General features: G+C 43.6%; 20 protein-coding genes. All 20 read left to right on the forward strand.

Annotation, left to right across the window (positions count from 1 at the left end):
- The first annotated feature begins 53 nt into the window (after nucleotides 1-53).
- The 20 genes from flgB to fliP all read left to right on the forward strand — a co-directional run bounded on the left by flgB (nucleotide 54) and on the right by fliP (nucleotide 15019).
- The gene (flgB, locus tag ACFQU8_RS00870) at nucleotides 54-449 is read left to right on the forward strand and encodes a flagellar basal body rod protein FlgB (RefSeq protein WP_382357261.1); all 396 of its coding nucleotides are present in this window, start codon (nucleotides 54-56) and stop codon (nucleotides 447-449) included.
- A 2-nt stretch (nucleotides 450-451) separates the two neighbouring features.
- Nucleotides 452-910: a flagellar basal body rod protein FlgC gene (gene flgC / locus ACFQU8_RS00875; protein WP_382357262.1), complete on the forward strand. Its 459-nt coding sequence runs from the start codon at nucleotides 452-454 to the stop codon at nucleotides 908-910.
- Nucleotides 911-974: 64 nt separating this feature from the next.
- A complete protein-coding gene (gene fliE / locus ACFQU8_RS00880) occupies nucleotides 975-1286 on the forward strand; it encodes a flagellar hook-basal body complex protein FliE (RefSeq protein WP_382357263.1) in 312 nt (103 codons plus the stop codon).
- A gap of 116 nt (nucleotides 1287-1402) precedes the next feature.
- Entirely contained in the window at nucleotides 1403-3010 is a 1608-nt protein-coding gene (fliF, locus tag ACFQU8_RS00885; RefSeq protein ID WP_382357264.1) for a flagellar basal-body MS-ring/collar protein FliF, read from the forward strand.
- Nucleotides 3011-3024: 14 nt separating this feature from the next.
- On the forward strand, nucleotides 3025-4035 hold the full coding sequence (gene fliG, locus ACFQU8_RS00890) for a flagellar motor switch protein FliG (protein WP_382357265.1): 1011 nt from the start codon (nucleotides 3025-3027) through the stop codon (nucleotides 4033-4035).
- A complete protein-coding gene (gene fliH / locus ACFQU8_RS00895; RefSeq protein ID WP_382357266.1) occupies nucleotides 4028-4792 on the forward strand; it encodes a flagellar assembly protein FliH in 765 nt (254 codons plus the stop codon). Before fliG ends, fliH begins: the two co-directional genes overlap by 8 nt.
- On the forward strand, nucleotides 4789-6102 hold the full coding sequence (fliI, locus tag ACFQU8_RS00900) for a flagellar protein export ATPase FliI (RefSeq protein WP_382357267.1): 1314 nt from the start codon (nucleotides 4789-4791) through the stop codon (nucleotides 6100-6102). Before fliH ends, fliI begins: the two co-directional genes overlap by 4 nt.
- Before the next feature lie 2 nt (nucleotides 6103-6104).
- Nucleotides 6105-6572: a flagellar export protein FliJ gene (gene fliJ / locus ACFQU8_RS00905; protein ID WP_382357268.1), complete on the forward strand. Its 468-nt coding sequence runs from the start codon at nucleotides 6105-6107 to the stop codon at nucleotides 6570-6572.
- Nucleotides 6556-7146 carry a MotE family protein gene (locus ACFQU8_RS00910; protein ID WP_382357269.1) on the forward strand — a complete coding sequence of 197 codons (591 nt, stop codon included), beginning with the start codon at nucleotides 6556-6558 and terminating at the stop codon, nucleotides 7144-7146. The genes fliJ and ACFQU8_RS00910 overlap by 17 nt, the downstream gene beginning before the upstream one ends.
- A gap of 39 nt (nucleotides 7147-7185) precedes the next feature.
- Complete coding sequence (locus tag ACFQU8_RS00915) at nucleotides 7186-8673, forward strand: flagellar hook-length control protein FliK (protein WP_382357270.1); 1488 nt, start codon at nucleotides 7186-7188, stop codon at nucleotides 8671-8673.
- Nucleotides 8670-9167 (forward strand): flagellar hook assembly protein FlgD, encoded by a 498-nt coding sequence (gene flgD, locus ACFQU8_RS00920; protein WP_382357271.1) that lies wholly within the window; start codon nucleotides 8670-8672, stop codon nucleotides 9165-9167. Before ACFQU8_RS00915 ends, flgD begins: the two co-directional genes overlap by 4 nt.
- Nucleotides 9168-9172: 5 nt before the next feature.
- Nucleotides 9173-9556 (forward strand): TIGR02530 family flagellar biosynthesis protein, encoded by a 384-nt coding sequence (locus ACFQU8_RS00925; RefSeq protein ID WP_382357272.1) that lies wholly within the window; start codon nucleotides 9173-9175, stop codon nucleotides 9554-9556.
- Nucleotides 9557-9628: 72 nt separating this feature from the next.
- Nucleotides 9629-10447: a flagellar basal body rod protein FlgG gene (gene flgG, locus ACFQU8_RS00930; protein ID WP_382357273.1), complete on the forward strand. Its 819-nt coding sequence runs from the start codon at nucleotides 9629-9631 to the stop codon at nucleotides 10445-10447.
- Nucleotides 10448-10493: 46 nt separating this feature from the next.
- Complete coding sequence (locus ACFQU8_RS00935) at nucleotides 10494-10685, forward strand: flagellar FlbD family protein (RefSeq protein ID WP_382357274.1); 192 nt, start codon at nucleotides 10494-10496, stop codon at nucleotides 10683-10685.
- Nucleotides 10686-10703: 18 nt separating this feature from the next.
- On the forward strand, nucleotides 10704-11123 hold the full coding sequence (locus ACFQU8_RS00940) for a flagellar basal body-associated FliL family protein (RefSeq protein WP_382357275.1): 420 nt from the start codon (nucleotides 10704-10706) through the stop codon (nucleotides 11121-11123).
- Between the two features lie 70 nt (nucleotides 11124-11193).
- On the forward strand, nucleotides 11194-12189 hold the full coding sequence (gene fliM, locus ACFQU8_RS00945; protein WP_382357276.1) for a flagellar motor switch protein FliM: 996 nt from the start codon (nucleotides 11194-11196) through the stop codon (nucleotides 12187-12189).
- Nucleotides 12182-13324 carry a flagellar motor switch phosphatase FliY gene (gene fliY, locus ACFQU8_RS00950; protein ID WP_382357277.1) on the forward strand — a complete coding sequence of 381 codons (1143 nt, stop codon included), beginning with the start codon at nucleotides 12182-12184 and terminating at the stop codon, nucleotides 13322-13324. The genes fliM and fliY overlap by 8 nt, the downstream gene beginning before the upstream one ends.
- A gap of 24 nt (nucleotides 13325-13348) precedes the next feature.
- Nucleotides 13349-13711, forward strand: coding sequence for a response regulator (locus ACFQU8_RS00955; protein ID WP_382357278.1), 363 nt, complete (start codon nucleotides 13349-13351; stop codon nucleotides 13709-13711).
- A gap of 14 nt (nucleotides 13712-13725) precedes the next feature.
- On the forward strand, nucleotides 13726-14361 hold the full coding sequence (locus ACFQU8_RS00960) for a flagellar biosynthetic protein FliO (RefSeq protein WP_382357279.1): 636 nt from the start codon (nucleotides 13726-13728) through the stop codon (nucleotides 14359-14361).
- On the forward strand, nucleotides 14354-15019 hold the full coding sequence (gene fliP / locus ACFQU8_RS00965; RefSeq protein WP_382357280.1) for a flagellar type III secretion system pore protein FliP: 666 nt from the start codon (nucleotides 14354-14356) through the stop codon (nucleotides 15017-15019). Before ACFQU8_RS00960 ends, fliP begins: the two co-directional genes overlap by 8 nt.
- Nucleotides 15020-15025: the final 6 nt, after the last annotated feature.

Here is a 15025-nt window from a genome sequence, read left to right on the forward strand (position 1 = left end):
ATATTCCGGCGAAGAGGAAACAAGTTTTAAAACAATGTTAGGAGGGGAGTCCAATGGGGATGTTCTCCGGCGTCGTGCAAACACTGGATAACTCTCTCCAGTATGCTTCCGCTAAGAATCGTGCTATTTCCAACAATATTGCTAATGCGGATACACCTGGGTATAAAGCGAAAAATGTTGATTTTAAGAACGTTTTACAGCAGGAAATGACATCACCACAAGCAGCTAAACGTACCCGTCCCGAACATATACCATTTTCTCAATCGAATACGAATCAGTCATTTTCTACAACGACAAACAACACGACGTATAACCACAATGGAAACAGCGTGGACGTAGATAAGGAAATGGCGGATCTGGCGAAAAATCAAATTTACTATCAGGCCTTGGTCGATCGTCTGAATGGTAAATTGTCCAGTCTTAAAACGGCTATTGGAGGAGGCAGTTAGTGATGTCGATATTTGATAGTTTAAATACAAGTGCCAGTTCATTGACAGCCCAGCGTCTCCGGATGGATGTTGTTTCATCGAATATAGCGAATGCGCAAACGACACGGGCAGACATGAATGCAGACGGCACTTATGAACCATATCGGCGAAAGATGGTGACAATGGAACCAAAAGGGGATAATTTTCAATCCTTTTTGGATCAGGCTGTTAATTCGAAAACGTCTCGTACGGGTTCAGGCGTTAAAGTGTCGCAAATAACGGAAGATGATTCCCCGTTTAAACAGAAATATAACCCAAACCATCCGGATGCTGGACCTGACGGCTATGTAGAGATGCCGAATGTTGATCCTTTGAAGGAAATGGTGGATTTAATGGGAGCATCCAGATCCTATGAGGCTAATGTGACAGCTATTAACGCCAGTAAGAATATGCTGATGAAGGCCCTTGAAATCGGAAAATAAACCTAACACTCCCATTTGGAATTGTGGCTTGTAACATACAAGGTTGCAGGAAAGGAGTATTTCGATGAGTGGATTTTTGCATGGCATTCCAGACAGTCAAGCTGTTAAACCAGATGCTGACCAAGTCAAGCAGGCGGTATCACCGAGCGAAGCACAGCAGGATTTTGCTGATTCGTTAAAAAAAGCTATTAACAATGTTAATGATGCTCAAATTACGTCAGATAAAAAAACAGAGGCAATGGCTAAAGGCGATACCGAAAATCTGCACGATGTTATGCTATCGGCCCAAAAGTCACAAATCACTTTGAAAGCTTCTGCCCAAGTACAGCGTAAAGTGATTGATGCTTACAATGAAATTATGCGTATGCAAATTTAGCAAATATGGCTGATGGTTAGAACGTTAATTTATGTTAAATAGTTAGGTACTAGAATCAGATATTAAAGCCTGCTTATTATCTGATTGACTTTTTTAGAATTTGGCGGGAAAAATTTATGAAGACAAAAATAATAGAAGCAAAAGATAAGGCTAAGTCTTTTTGGACTGAACGTTCCAAAAGTCAAAAAGGAATATTTATAGGCTCGATTGCGATCGTTCTTATTATCATTATAGCTATTATTCTACTGGTCTCTGGTTCAAAATTTGTGCCGCTGTATAATGACTTATCCGCTCAGGAAATCAGTCAGATTAAAGATGAATTAGATTCCAAAGGTGTTGCATATGAGGTCGAAAGCAGCGGAACCACAATAAAAGTTCCTGAGGAGAAAGTTGATTCACTGCTTGTTGATCTGGCTGGTGAAGGAATACCGGATAGTGGCAGCATTGATTATTCGTTCTTCAGTGATAATGCTTCCTGGGGGATAACGGATAATGAATTCGATATGATCAAGCTGGACGCTATGCAAAATGAAATGGCTAATATGATCAAAGGTGTCGAAGGTATTCGTGATGCTGACGTTATGATCAATATGCCGGAAGATCCTGTTTTTGTCAGTGAATCCCAACAGGAAGCAAGCGCATCAATTGTGATTAACACAGAGCCCGGCTACGATTTTAAAGGAAATGAAATCAGTGCCTTATATCACTTGGCTGCGAAGGCTGTTCCGAATCTGAATGAAGACAATATCAGTATCATGAACCAGTACTTTGAATATTACGATCAGGATTCACAGCTTGGTACCGGTAAAGAAGATACATATACATATCAGCAAAATGTTAAGAAAAATATCGAAAAAGATGTCCAGCAGCGGGTCCAGCAAATGCTGGGAACGATGGTTGGCCGTGATAACGTCATTGTATCAGTGACAGCTGATGTTGACTTTACTGAGGAAAGCCGGGTTGAAGAGCTGGTTAAGCCGGTTGATATAGAGGAAATGAAGGGTTTGCCTGTAAGCATCAAAACAGTCGAAGAAACCTATGAGGGTGAGCCGCCTGCTGGTGGTGAGCCCGGAACAGGTGATGGCGATATCCCTAATTATGAGGCATCCGAAGAAGGTGACAATGGCGACTATGAGGTGTCCAAAAAAACGGTTAACAACGAGTATAACCGGATCCGTAAAGAAATTGCCGAGAGTCCTTATAAAGTTCGCGATCTAGGTATTCAAGTTGCTGTCGATGAAGCGAAAAATAAACAAGACGGCGATGGCAATGTGCAGTATTTGTCGAATCCAGAACAGGAAACGGTCAGTTCAGGTATTTCATCAATTTTGGATTCGGTTATTAGCACAACCATTGATGGCGATTACGATGAAAATATCGACCCGGAAGAGAAAACATCGATCGTGTTTCAGGAATTCAGTGAAAGCTTTGATGCTCCAGAGCCATCTCCTGCTATCCCGGTATGGATGTATGTTGTTGGCGGGACCCTGCTGGCCATTATTATTGCTTTAGCTGTGATGCTGCTGCGAAACAGAAAACAGAAGAAAAACGAGGAAACGGTTTTTGAAAGTACTGTCACCGAAGAAACTGAGCCAGACGTACCGGAAATGGAGAGTGCCGAGGATTCTGAATCTGTTAAGCGGACGAAGCAATTAGAAAAAATGGCGCAGGAAAACCCGGAAGATTTCGCTAAATTGTTGCGAAGCTGGCTTTCAGATGATTAAGGAGGAAGATGCAGATGCCCAGACAAGAGGCGTTGTCCGGTAAACAAAAGGCGGCTGTTTTATTAATCTCACTGGGGCCCGACGTATCGGCACAAGTTTATAAACATCTATCTGCGGAAGAAATTGAAAGCCTGAGCCTGGCTATCTCGTCAGTTCGAAAAGTACAACCCGATGTCAAGGAGGATACCCTGAATCAATTTCATCAGATGGCAATTGCACAGGATTACATTTCACAGGGTGGTATTGGTTATGCCAAAACGGTTCTCGAGAAGGCCTTTGGCGATCAGGAAGCAACAAATATCGTTGATCGTTTGACGTCATCTTTACAAGTCAGGCCTTTTGATTTTGCTCGTCAGGCCGGTCCGCAGCAGGTGCTGAACTTCATTCAAAATGAACATCCGCAGACGATAGCTCTTGTTTTATCCTATCTTGATTCAGAACAATCCGGACAGATTTTGTCCGGACTGCCGCAGGAGATGCAAGCAGAAGTAGCTAAACGTATTGCGACAATGGATTCGACATCACCGGAGATTATTAATCAGGTTGAGCAGGTGTTGGAACGTAAACTTTCCTCATCAGGTACTGAAGACTATACTCAGACGGGCGGTATTCAGTCAGTCGTTGAAGTCTTAAATGGCGTTGATCGAAGTACAGAGAAGACAATTCTTGATACATTGGAAATTCAGGACCCTGACTTGGCAGAGGACATTAAAAAACGCATGTTTGTGTTTGAAGATATTATTGTGCTGGATAATCGTGCTATTCAGCGTGTTATCCGGGAAGTTGACCATGAGGACTTGCGCCTTTCACTGAAAACGGCCAGTGAAGAGGTTAAAGAGACAGTGTTTAAGAATATGTCCCAGCGAATGTCAGAAACATTTAAAGAAGAAATGCAATTCATGGGTCCTGTCCGGCTGCGTGATGTAGAAGATGCACAAATGCGAATTGTTGAGTCTATCCGTCATCTTGAGGAAATTGGCGAAATTATCATTGCACGTGGCGGAGGAGACGATATCATTGTCTGATCGCATTTCAAAACAGTCCGAAATAACTGGAAAAAGACGTATTACTGTCCGGCCTGTGAGCGGCAGACATTCAGCTGATGCCACGCTGGCAGATGCTAGTGAAACAAAACACGAGACTGTTCAATCAGAAATAAAACAGGCGCAAGAGGAATTGGAACGGCTAAAGGTCAGACAAACGGAAGTTATCGACCAGACAAATGCTGAAATTGAAGCTGCGCAAACGGCTTGGAAAGAGGAAAAACAGACATATATCGAACAGGCCAGACAGGAAGGATATACTGACGGGTTTAATCAGGGATTACAACGTGGCCAGGATGATTACCAGCAATTAATATCGAATGCTAATGACGCTGTTAAAGCGGCACAGCACGACTATTATAAGACCCTTGATGAGAGTCATGACCAGCTGCTGGATTTAGCCGTTCATATCGCGGAAAAGATCATGCATCAGCAGTTAAGCGAACAGCCCGAATCCTTGATGCCGCTTGTAACATCAGCAATCCAGACAGTAAGAGATAAATCAAATGTCGCACTGTACTTGAATCCAGCTGATTATGATCTGATCAGCCGGCAAAAAGACGAGCTTACGAGCTTTACCGGCAAAGATACGGTTCTTTCCATATATGCTGATGATACGTTAAGTGAAGGAAGCTGCCTGATTGAACATCCATTTGGCCGTATTGACGCTGGTATTGATGCGCAATTGCAACAACTGCGCACAACATTACGGGAAATCGGTATGGAGAATGATCTATGAATATGACCAAATATTTTGATGCGATTGACCGGACAGATTTGTTTAAACGCTATGGAAAAATATTGCGGGCTGTCGGTTTGATGATTGAATCGCGCGGACCAGAGGCAAATATTGGAGAAGTTTGTTACATTCATCGTCCGTCGCATGCACCCGTGATCATGGCCGAAGTGGTTGGTTTCAGAGACGAAACGATTATGTTGATGCCATATGGGTCAATTAGCGAAATCGGCCCCGGTTCTCTGGTGGAGTCAACCGGGAAACCACTTACGGTGAAGGTCGGTCCGGGTCTAATTGGTCAAGTCATTAATTCGCTTGGTGAATGTTTGGATGGTTCGGCATTGCCTAAAGGTCTAACCAGCTATTTAACAGAGCAGCCACCGCCGAATCCTCTGGACAGACCGACCATATCAGAGCCAATTCAAGTAGGTGTTAAAGCTATAGATGCAATGCTGACAGTTGGAAAAGGTCAGCGAATTGGTATCTTTGCTGGAAGCGGCGTTGGCAAGAGCACATTGCTCGGGATGATGGCCCGCTACAGCACGGCAGATATTAATGTGATTGGTCTAATAGGGGAACGTGGCCGCGAAGTTCGTGAATTTATTGACCGCGAACTCGGTGAAGAAGGGCTGAAAAAGTCAGTCGTTGTGGTCGCAACATCAGATCAGCCGGCTCTTATGCGCGTTAAAGGTGCCTATACGGCCACAGCTATCAGTGAATATTTCCGGGATCAGGGCTATAAGGTGAACCTGTTGATGGACTCGGTAACGCGCGTGGCGATGGCACAGCGTGAAATCGGCCTGGCGACAGGTGAGCCCCCAACGACGAAAGGCTATACACCCTCAGTTTTTTCGACACTCCCGAAATTGCTGGAACGTACAGGGACAAGCAGTCAGGGATCGATAACCGCTTTTTATACGGTGCTTGTTGATGGGGATGACATGAACGAACCCATTGCCGATAGCGTGCGGGGCATTTTAGATGGGCATTTTATTCTTGATCGGAATTTGGCCGAACAAGGTCAATTTCCGGCTATCAGTATTTTGCAATCGATCAGCAGGGTTATGACAAGTATTGTGACAAAAGAACATCTGGACGCGGCACAGCAAATTAAAGAACTGATAGCAGCTTATGAAGAGAACCGTGAATTAATCCAGATTGGCGCTTACAAACGCGGGACAAATCAGGCCATTGATCGTGCTATTACCTATCACCCGAAAATTCAGGCCTATTTAAAACAGGGAACTGACGACTATTACGCAATGGATGAGTCAATCAGTCAAATGCAAACGCTGCTGAATGGAGGGGCTTGATAATGACGGAAACAGCTGCGCTTACGAAAGTTCTGCATATTAGGGAAAATGAAAAGGATCATGCTCAAAAAGCCTATCAGACATCGATTGATCAGTTTGAAAATGTGGCAACCGAGTTGTATGAATTGCTCCGGAAAAAAGAAACAGCTGAGGCAGCCTATGAGCAATGCTTACAGAAACCGGTCCCCATTAACAAAGTTCGGGAACAGGCTGATTATATTGCAAATTTAACTGAACAGATTACAGATTTGCAGAACCATGTACAGCGCGCCCGAAATAATATGGAAACGAAACATCAACACCTATCTCAAGCTTATGTGGAAATGAAGAAATTTGAAAAGCTGATCGAAAAGCGCCAGCGTGATAGCGCGGCTGTCGTTAAAAAGCAAGAAGAAGCTGCAATGGATGAGATGTCGATGCAACAGTATATGAGCCAAAAAACAGGTGAGACATATGGTACAGAAATCTGAATATGACAAAAAGAAAATGAATCCGTTGCTGTGGTTTCTTGTTGTAATTGTGATACCCGGACTTATTGTATTATTCCTTGTTGCTATGATAATGACGATGGCAGGTGTTGATGTTACAGGATGGGCAAAAGAAAAAGCCAGTCATATTCCGGTTGTATCGGATGTTCTTTCAGATGATCAGGAACAGCATGACAAGCAGGCGGGAGCCAAGCTGCGTGAAAAGGTCGATAAACAAGACGATAAAATTGACTCATTAAATGGGGAGATTTCTATTTTGGAATCAAATATTACTGAATTGAAACAGCGTAATGCTAAATTAAAAGACAACAAGATTTCTAAAGAAGATGATGCCGGTGATGAGTCGTCTAAACAGGATGGACCAGATGCCGTCGGAGACATCGCATCATCTTTCTCCGACATGGATAATGAGCAGGCTGCTCGTGTTTTACAGGCAATGGAACAGGATTTAGCGGTTTCCATTCTGCAGGAGCTGTCCAATGACGCACGAGGCGATATTTTTGATGCTATGGATGCTGACTATGCGGCGACTTTAACGAAAAGGTTTGTTAATTAGACGGAATAAAGTGATTCTTACTTGAAAGGGGGTGAACGATTGAATACAGCCGGAGTAATGTTACAGCCATTTTTGCAGACAAAGGAAATAACAATGCAAGCAAATGGTCACACGTCAGCAGAAAGTGAAACAAGTCCCTTTCAGCATCTTCTGAAGACCGCTCAAGAAGACGGCGAGACTGAAGTGCAGCAGCTTTTACAATCAAACGATGAGCAAAAACAGCAGAACCAGGGTGAATCAGCAGAAAATGCGCTGCAGCAACTTATCGCGAATCTTATTGGAGGAGAGGGAGACGGGTCATCGGAACAGGGAATGGCCATTCCGGAAGACGTCATGAAAAAACTGACTGCAGAAGGCAAAGATGCACAGCTGAGTGACATGCTAGAGAATCTGCAGGAGGCTCTGACTAAGCTAGGTGATGGGGACGGGTCATCGGAACAGGGAATGGCTATTCCGGAAGACGTCATGGAAAAACTGACTGGAGAAGGCAAAGATGCACAGCTGAGTGATATGCCAGAGAACCTGCAAGCGGCTATCGAAAAACTGCTCACAGATTTGGATGGCAAAGCCGGAAAAGCTAATCAGTCAGAAGAGCAAAAGATCCCTGTTCACATGACGATGCCTAAACTGTCTCAAATAGGCAGTGACGGACAAACGGTACAACAGCAATTTAAATTATTATTTGCTGCTGCTGACAAGCAGCTTAATCAAATAAATGATCAGGCGAGTTTGTCAAAAGCAGCACCAGAACTTTTACAGTTGCTGAAAAAATGGTCAGCATTGGCAAAGAAGACGCACCAACAGCCAGGCAATGTTTTGGAAACCATCTCTGGTCATGATGATAAGAATCAAAAAATCTGGAAGGACTTAGTTCAATCATTTCAAAAAAGGCAGCAATTCACGATGAAACAGCAATACCATACAAATGCTAAAGTAACCAATCGTGATGTTGCCAAGTGGCTGCAGAATGCGATACAGACACAGGATAAACCAGCACCTAAACAGGCAGCAGTCATGTCATCGTCGCTTCCAATGTCCAAGGTTGAACAATATGTTATTCATTTAAACCAAACGCAAAACAGCCAGCCTGCTGGACAGCAATTAATGGATCAAGTTCAAAAGGTCATGAAAACAAGCTCGTTTTTAAAGACATCCAACGGGGCATCGCAGCTCAATATCTCATTGCGTCCTGATAATCTTGGCGATATGCAGGTTAAACTGACACAGCTGAACGGGGAAATGACAGTGAAGATTGTCGTATCAACCGCTGCCGCAAAAGATATGCTGGAGACAAACATGCATCAGCTCAAGAATATGTTTTCGCCACAGCAGGTCATGATCGAAAAGCAGGATTCAACGGCTCAGGAGGCACAGTCAAATCTGCAGGACGAACACGGTCAGCCTATGGACAGTGATGAACAGGAAGAATCCGAACATTCCGGACAGAAAGAGGATGAAGAAGATGATGACGACAGTTTTGATGACGAATTAGAGGCGATTATGACCGGCGAGGAGGTGACGTTATGACGTCAGTAGATTCATCACTGTATTTGCAAAACCAATCAAATGCACGCGAACCAAGTCCGAAAATCGGTAAAGATGGTTTTCTTCAAATCTTAATGACCCAGCTGCAAAACCAGGACCCGACAAGTCCAATGGATGAAGGCAAGTTTGTTTCACAGATGGCAACTTTTTCACAGTTGGAGCAAACTATGAATATGGCTGATTCCATTGACAAACTGAGCCAAAAACAAAACGTATCGCCGATTTTGCAATACAGTCATCTGATAGATCAGTCTGTTACTTACCAGCGTTACGACGAAGAAACAGGTGAAAAGCAGGATACAGCGACTGCTCAAGTAACGGCGGTTGGTCAACACAAGGGAAAAGCGGTTCTGGAGTTGGCTAATGGTGAGAATATTTACGCTGATGTTCTTGTGAAAGTGGGCACGTCGGAAGCAGGTAATAATAACAGTTATAGCGGCGATAGTGTCATAGATAAGGAATCTCAGGGAAGCTGATGGACATGGATCATCGTTTGCACCAGCTGCAGCAGCCGGTTGCACCGGGACGATCCGTTCCCAAGTCCAGTGAGCCTAAACCGTCTTCAGCCTTCAAAGATGTATTGCATGATGTTCAGGAGCTCAAACTCAGCAAGCATGCCGAACAAAGACTGGATGAGCGCGGTATCACGATTAGTCAAGCTGAGTGGCAGGCCATGACTGACAAAGTGTCTGAAGCCAGGCAGAAAGGTGTGACGGATTCATTAGTGCTGACGGATGAAACAGCTTTACTGGTCAGTACGAAAAATAACACCGTGATTACGGGCATGCATAAGGCAGAGGCGGCGAGCAAAATTTTCACAAATATTAATGGCACGATTCTGATCAATAGCGAGGCGGACCTTTAAGGAAGCCGGAGCTGCTGACCGACTGAATGCAGCACTGATATCAGAATCAAAACAGCTAAAGGAGAGATTTTCATGTTACGTTCGATGTATTCTGGGATATCCGGCATGAAAGGGTTTCAAGAAAAACTGGATGTCATCGGAAATAATATTGCCAACGTTAATACGACTGGGTTTAAAAAAGGCCGGGTGACATTCCAGGACATGCTGAGCCAGACGACAACAGGGGCATCCGGCCCAACAGATAACCGCGGCGGTGTGAACCCCTCACAAGTCGGCCTCGGCTCACAAGTGGGAACGATCGATGACCTGCATACACAAGGCTCCAGTCAGCGAACAGATAATCCGCTTGATCTGCAGCTGGAAGGTGACGGCATGTTTGCTGTCGAAAAGCCGGATGAAACCACTGCTTATACACGGGCCGGCAATTTTTATATGGATGAAGATGGCGATATCGTCAATGCTGATGGTTATTATTTACAAGGTGATGGCAACGGCACAGATGGTGAATTAAAAATTCCAGATGAAGCTACAAGCATCAACATTGAGCAGAATGGCACGGTAACTTATGTTGACGAGGATGGAAATATTGATAAAAGTCAGCAAATACGGATTGCTCAATTTTCCAATCCAGCAGGGCTTGAGAAGACGGGGAATAGTCTGTATACAAATACGGAAAACGCTGGGCTTAACACGGATAACGATGACAATCTGGTAGAGCCTGAAAAGAATGGTGCTGCGTCCATTGTCAGCGGTGCTTTGGAAATGTCGAACGTTGATCTGTCTGATGAATTCACAAATATGATTACAGCGCAGCGTGGATTCCAGGCCAACACACGCATTATTACAACATCCGATGAAATTCTGCAAGAGCTTGTCAATCTAAAACGCTAAATAAGGGGGAAGGGGGCATCCTTAATCAGGATGCTCCCGCCTTGATATGATTCAGCTCACACGATTAAATGGCGATCGTTTTACATTAAATGCTTTATGGATTGAGCAAGTACAATCCCATCCGGATACAACGATTACATTAAGCAACGGGAAAAAACTTGTTGTCAAAGAGGCCGAATCTGATGTTTTGCGGCTGGCGACAGCTTATTACAAGCAAATCGGTTTGACCGGCCGCTAGAAAAGGCAGGTGAAAACTATGGGCAAGCTTGCCAAAACGATGATCACAACGCTTATTTTCTTATTACTGGCATCGGGGATTACCATTGTCGTCATGTTTAGTATGACAGACGAGTCCGATCAGGGTGATGCTCAATCGCTGGATAAACAGCTGGAGAATTCCTATGAAACAGAGGAAATCACCACAGACCTGAAAAATGGCAGTTTTGTCCGCATTCAATTCCAAATTATGACTGGAAGTGAAAAGGCTAAAGAAGAAGTGGTGAAACGGGATTTTCAATTAAAAAATATGCTGATTAAGGAATTGGCAAAAATGAAAAGTGACGATTTTAAGTCGGGACTGTCTGACTTGGAAGACACTGTCCAGCAAAAATTGAATGATGTTATGGAAAAGGGTCAGATCACGGATGTTTATACCACGAATAAAGTTCTGCAGTAGACAGTACGACCCCGGCTTAAGTTTAATTAAAGGTTTAAGGCTGGATACGCCATGATGGAGGTGACGTTTTTTGGCAGAGGATGTCCTTTCCCAAAATGAGATTGATACATTGTTATCGGCTATATCATCAGGCGAAATGGACGCAGATGAATTAAAACAGGAAGAAACTGAGCAGCAAGTGCGTGTCTATGATTTTAAACGGGCACTGCGCTTTTCCAAAGACCAGATCAGAAACCTGGCACGAATCCATGAAAATTTTGCGCGTTCGCTGACAACGTATATTTCAGCTCAACTGCGCACATATGTTGATATTTCAGTGGCTTCTGTGGATCAGATTCCTTATGAGGAATTTATCAGTTCAATTCCCAAAATGACGATATTGAACGTGTTCAGTATGAAGCCCCTGGATGGCAGAATCTTAATGGAAATTAATCCAAATATTGCCTATGCGATGCTTGACAGGCAACTGGGTGGACGAGGCGGCAGCATCAACAAAGTGGATAATTTGACAGAAATTGAATCAATGCTCATGTCACAGCTGTTTGAAAAATCCAGTACATGTCTTTACGAAGCATGGTCATCAATTGTTGACATTGACCCAATTCTGGAAGATTTTGAGGTTAATCCGCAATTTTTACAACTGGTGTCACCGAATGAAACAGTTATTGTCGTGTCACTTAACATCACTGTCGGTGAAACAAGCGGTATGATCAATCTGTGCATTCCGCACATTATACTGGAGCCCATTATTCCAAAACTGTCACTTCATCATTGGATGCAGTCGAACACGCATGAACAGGATTCAGAATCTTATGAAAAAATTTCAGCGACACTTGAGGAAACGGGAATTGAGGCGAAAGCACTGCTGGGCGAAACAACGATCAGTGTCAGTCAATTGCTGCATTTACATAAGGATGATGTCATCGCACTGGACAAGTCAATAAATGAACCACTGCAATTGCAAATAAATAATCAGCCAAAATTTTCTGTACAAGCCGGTAAATCAAAAAATAAAATGGCTGTACAAGTGCTTGAGGAATTCCAAGGGGGGGACAACGATGAGTGATGATCAACTTTCCCAGGATGAAATTGATGCATTATTAAAGGTTGGCAGTGACGATGATGAGGCGGAGCTGACCAATTCGGAGCTGCTTTCCCCTGTCGAAATAGATACGCTTGGGGAAATCGGCAATATTTCATTCGGCAGTTCGGCTACCACTATGTCAACGTTACTGAATCAAAAAGTAGAGATTACAACACCTGATGTTTCCATCATTACAAAAGAAGAATTAGCTGATGCCTTTGAATCGGAACAGGTACAAGTTAATGTTAATTATTCCGAAGGGTTCGACGGACAAAATATCCTTTTGATGAATTCAGAAGATGTTGCGGTAATTGCTGATATTATGCTTGGAGGCGATGGGACGTCGCCGGAACAGGAGTTATCGGAGATTAAGCTGAGTGCCGTTCAGGAAGTGATGAATCAAATGATGGGGACAGCGGCAACGAGCATGTCCTCGGTATTTAATAAGAAAATCGATATTTCACCGCCAACGATCCAGGTGGAGAAAGATGGTGACAGTCAAAGCTCCGAGACAGCTCCTGGTGAGGATCATTTAGTTAAAGTATCGTTTCGTCTGAAAGTTGGCGAGTTAATTGACTCGAACATTATGCAGCTTATCCCGCTGTTCTTTGCCAGGCAGCTGGTTAATCAATTAATGGCTTCATCTGCTGATAAGACTGAGGCTGATGAGGAACCGGCTGAAGCTGAAACTGCTGCCGCTGCAGCCGACCACTCAGCAGCAGAAACAGCCCCTGAGCAGCCAGAGACGGCTGATCAAGAGCCACATTATCTGGGTAATAAAGTAGGGCAGGAGTCGGCATCGGTTCAAAAAGCTGCATTCTCTGAATTAGAGCAGACAGATTTTAGTCAAACGGAAAAACAAAATCTGGATATGCTTTTGGATATTTCACTGGACGTCGCGGTCGAACTGGGTCGAACCAATCGAACGATCCAGGATATTCTGCAGCTGGCGGCTGGTTCCGTGATTGAATTGAACAAACTTGCTGGTGAACCAGTGGACATCAAAATTAACGATAAATTAATTGCTAAAGGTGAAGTTGTTGTTATCGATGAAAACTTTGGTGTGCGCGTAACAGATATAATGAGCCGGACAGATCGTCTTAAGACTTTGAAGTGATTTGAGCAGGGAGGTGCTAGAACAATGGAACAACGTATTTTAATTGTTGATGATGCAGCGTTTATGCGGATGATGATAAAAGATATATTGACTAAAAATGATTTTGAAGTCATCGGGGAAGCAGAAGACGGACAGAAGGCTGTTGATCAATTCCGGGAATTGCAGCCAGATCTTGTGACACTCGATATTACGATGCCGGGAAAAGATGGCTTAGAGGCTTTAAAGGAAATAAAGGAAGCCGATCCCGATGCTAACGTTATCATGTGCTCGGCCATGGGGCAGCAGGACATGGTAATTGATGCTATTCAAGCTGGAGCAAAAGATTTTATTGTCAAACCTTTTCAAGGTGACCGGGTTATCGAAGCCATACAAAAGGTCTTGGGCTAGAAACGAGTGGTCTTATGAAACTGAGAATAATGGCTGGTCTATGTTTGATTGGTCTATGGTTTATCGCAGTCCCAACAGATGTGGTGCTAGCTGAATCAAATGTCAAAGACTGTATTGAAAATGACGACTGCGAACAGACTGATCCAGCTGAGACAGAGCAGGAGAACAAGGCAGATGAGCCTGAGACTGGGTCATTAGCTATTAATCTGGTAAAAATGGTACTCGCATTAGTACTTGTCTTAGCATTAATCTATTTTCTTTTAAAGATTTTGCAGAAACGCAGCAAACGATTTCAGAACTTTAAGGGACTGGAGAATATCGGTGGTGCTTCAGTCGGTGCTAATAAATCTGTTCAGCTTCTCCGGATTGGATCGAGAGTATTCATGGTGGGGGTCGGTGATAATGTTCAGCTTTTGCAGGAACTTAGTGAAGATGATGTGAAACAAGATCAGGCTTCTAATGATCATGCGGATAATCATCACACGACAAATCGTTTGCCGGCTCTATTTCAATCCAGGAATACTCAGAAAAATAATGGCGATCAGACAAATCATTTCAGAGATCTTTTTGCGACTGAACTGGATAAGTTGAAAAAGACCCGTCATTCGCTAATGAATCAGCCGAAACAGAAGGACGATAACGATGAATGAATTGGTGGATATATTCTCAGGAACGGACCCAGACAATGTATCGACGTCAGTACAATTATTGCTCTTATTAACGGTTCTATCGCTTGCACCAAGTATTTTAGTTCTGATGACAAGTTTTACACGCATTATTATTGTTTTATCATTTGTCAGAACATCACTCGCAACCCAGCAGATGCCGCCCAATCAGGTGTTAATTGGACTGGCCTTGTTTTTAACGTTTTTCATTATGGCACCGACACTGCATGAGGTGAATGATGAAGCCCTGCAGCCGCTTATGGCAGACGATATTTCGCTGGAAGAGGCTTATAATAAAGCAAGTGTGCCATTTAAAGATTTCATGGCGTCCCATACACGGGAGAAGGATTTAGAGTTATTTATGGATTATGCTGGTACAGAACAGCCCGATACAGTTGAGGATATTCCTCTGACGACACTTGTCCCAGCATATTCCATCAGTGAGCTGAAAACAGCCTTTCAAATGGGATTTATGATTTTCGTGCCGTTTTTGATTATTGACATGGTCGTAGCAAGTGTCCTGATGTCAATGGGGATGATGATGCTGCCGCCTGTTATGATTTCGTTACCGTTTAAGATTTTGCTGTTTGTGCTTGTTGACGGCTGGTATTTAATTACTGATTCCTTGCTGCAAGGCTTTTAAGGCAGG

This window comes from Lentibacillus kimchii (assembly GCF_042666895.1).
GTDB lineage: Bacteria > Bacillota > Bacilli > Bacillales > Amphibacillaceae > Lentibacillus > Lentibacillus kimchii.

What these genes read in the sequence shown, in the direction of transcription:
- flgB (WP_382357261.1), top strand. Translation starts at nt 54, where the DNA reads ATGGGGATGTTCTCCGGCGTCGTGCAAACACTGGATAACTCTCTCCAG.
- flgC (WP_382357262.1), top strand. Translation starts at nt 452, where the DNA reads ATGTCGATATTTGATAGTTTAAATACAAGTGCCAGTTCATTGACAGCC.
- fliE (WP_382357263.1), top strand. Translation starts at nt 975, where the DNA reads ATGAGTGGATTTTTGCATGGCATTCCAGACAGTCAAGCTGTTAAACCA.
- fliF (WP_382357264.1), top strand. Translation starts at nt 1,403, where the DNA reads ATGAAGACAAAAATAATAGAAGCAAAAGATAAGGCTAAGTCTTTTTGG.
- fliG (WP_382357265.1), top strand. Translation starts at nt 3,025, where the DNA reads ATGCCCAGACAAGAGGCGTTGTCCGGTAAACAAAAGGCGGCTGTTTTA.
- fliI (WP_382357267.1), top strand. Translation starts at nt 4,789, where the DNA reads ATGAATATGACCAAATATTTTGATGCGATTGACCGGACAGATTTGTTT.
- fliJ (WP_382357268.1), top strand. Translation starts at nt 6,105, where the DNA reads ATGACGGAAACAGCTGCGCTTACGAAAGTTCTGCATATTAGGGAAAAT.
- ACFQU8_RS00910 (WP_382357269.1), top strand. Translation starts at nt 6,556, where the DNA reads ATGGTACAGAAATCTGAATATGACAAAAAGAAAATGAATCCGTTGCTG.
- flgD (WP_382357271.1), top strand. Translation starts at nt 8,670, where the DNA reads ATGACGTCAGTAGATTCATCACTGTATTTGCAAAACCAATCAAATGCA.
- ACFQU8_RS00925 (WP_382357272.1), top strand. Translation starts at nt 9,173, where the DNA reads ATGGATCATCGTTTGCACCAGCTGCAGCAGCCGGTTGCACCGGGACGA.
- flgG (WP_382357273.1), top strand. Translation starts at nt 9,629, where the DNA reads ATGTTACGTTCGATGTATTCTGGGATATCCGGCATGAAAGGGTTTCAA.
- ACFQU8_RS00935 (WP_382357274.1), top strand. Translation starts at nt 10,494, where the DNA reads ATGATTCAGCTCACACGATTAAATGGCGATCGTTTTACATTAAATGCT.
- ACFQU8_RS00940 (WP_382357275.1), top strand. Translation starts at nt 10,704, where the DNA reads ATGGGCAAGCTTGCCAAAACGATGATCACAACGCTTATTTTCTTATTA.
- fliY (WP_382357277.1), top strand. Translation starts at nt 12,182, where the DNA reads ATGAGTGATGATCAACTTTCCCAGGATGAAATTGATGCATTATTAAAG.
- ACFQU8_RS00955 (WP_382357278.1), top strand. Translation starts at nt 13,349, where the DNA reads ATGGAACAACGTATTTTAATTGTTGATGATGCAGCGTTTATGCGGATG.
- ACFQU8_RS00960 (WP_382357279.1), top strand. Translation starts at nt 13,726, where the DNA reads ATGAAACTGAGAATAATGGCTGGTCTATGTTTGATTGGTCTATGGTTT.
- fliP (WP_382357280.1), top strand. Translation starts at nt 14,354, where the DNA reads ATGAATGAATTGGTGGATATATTCTCAGGAACGGACCCAGACAATGTA.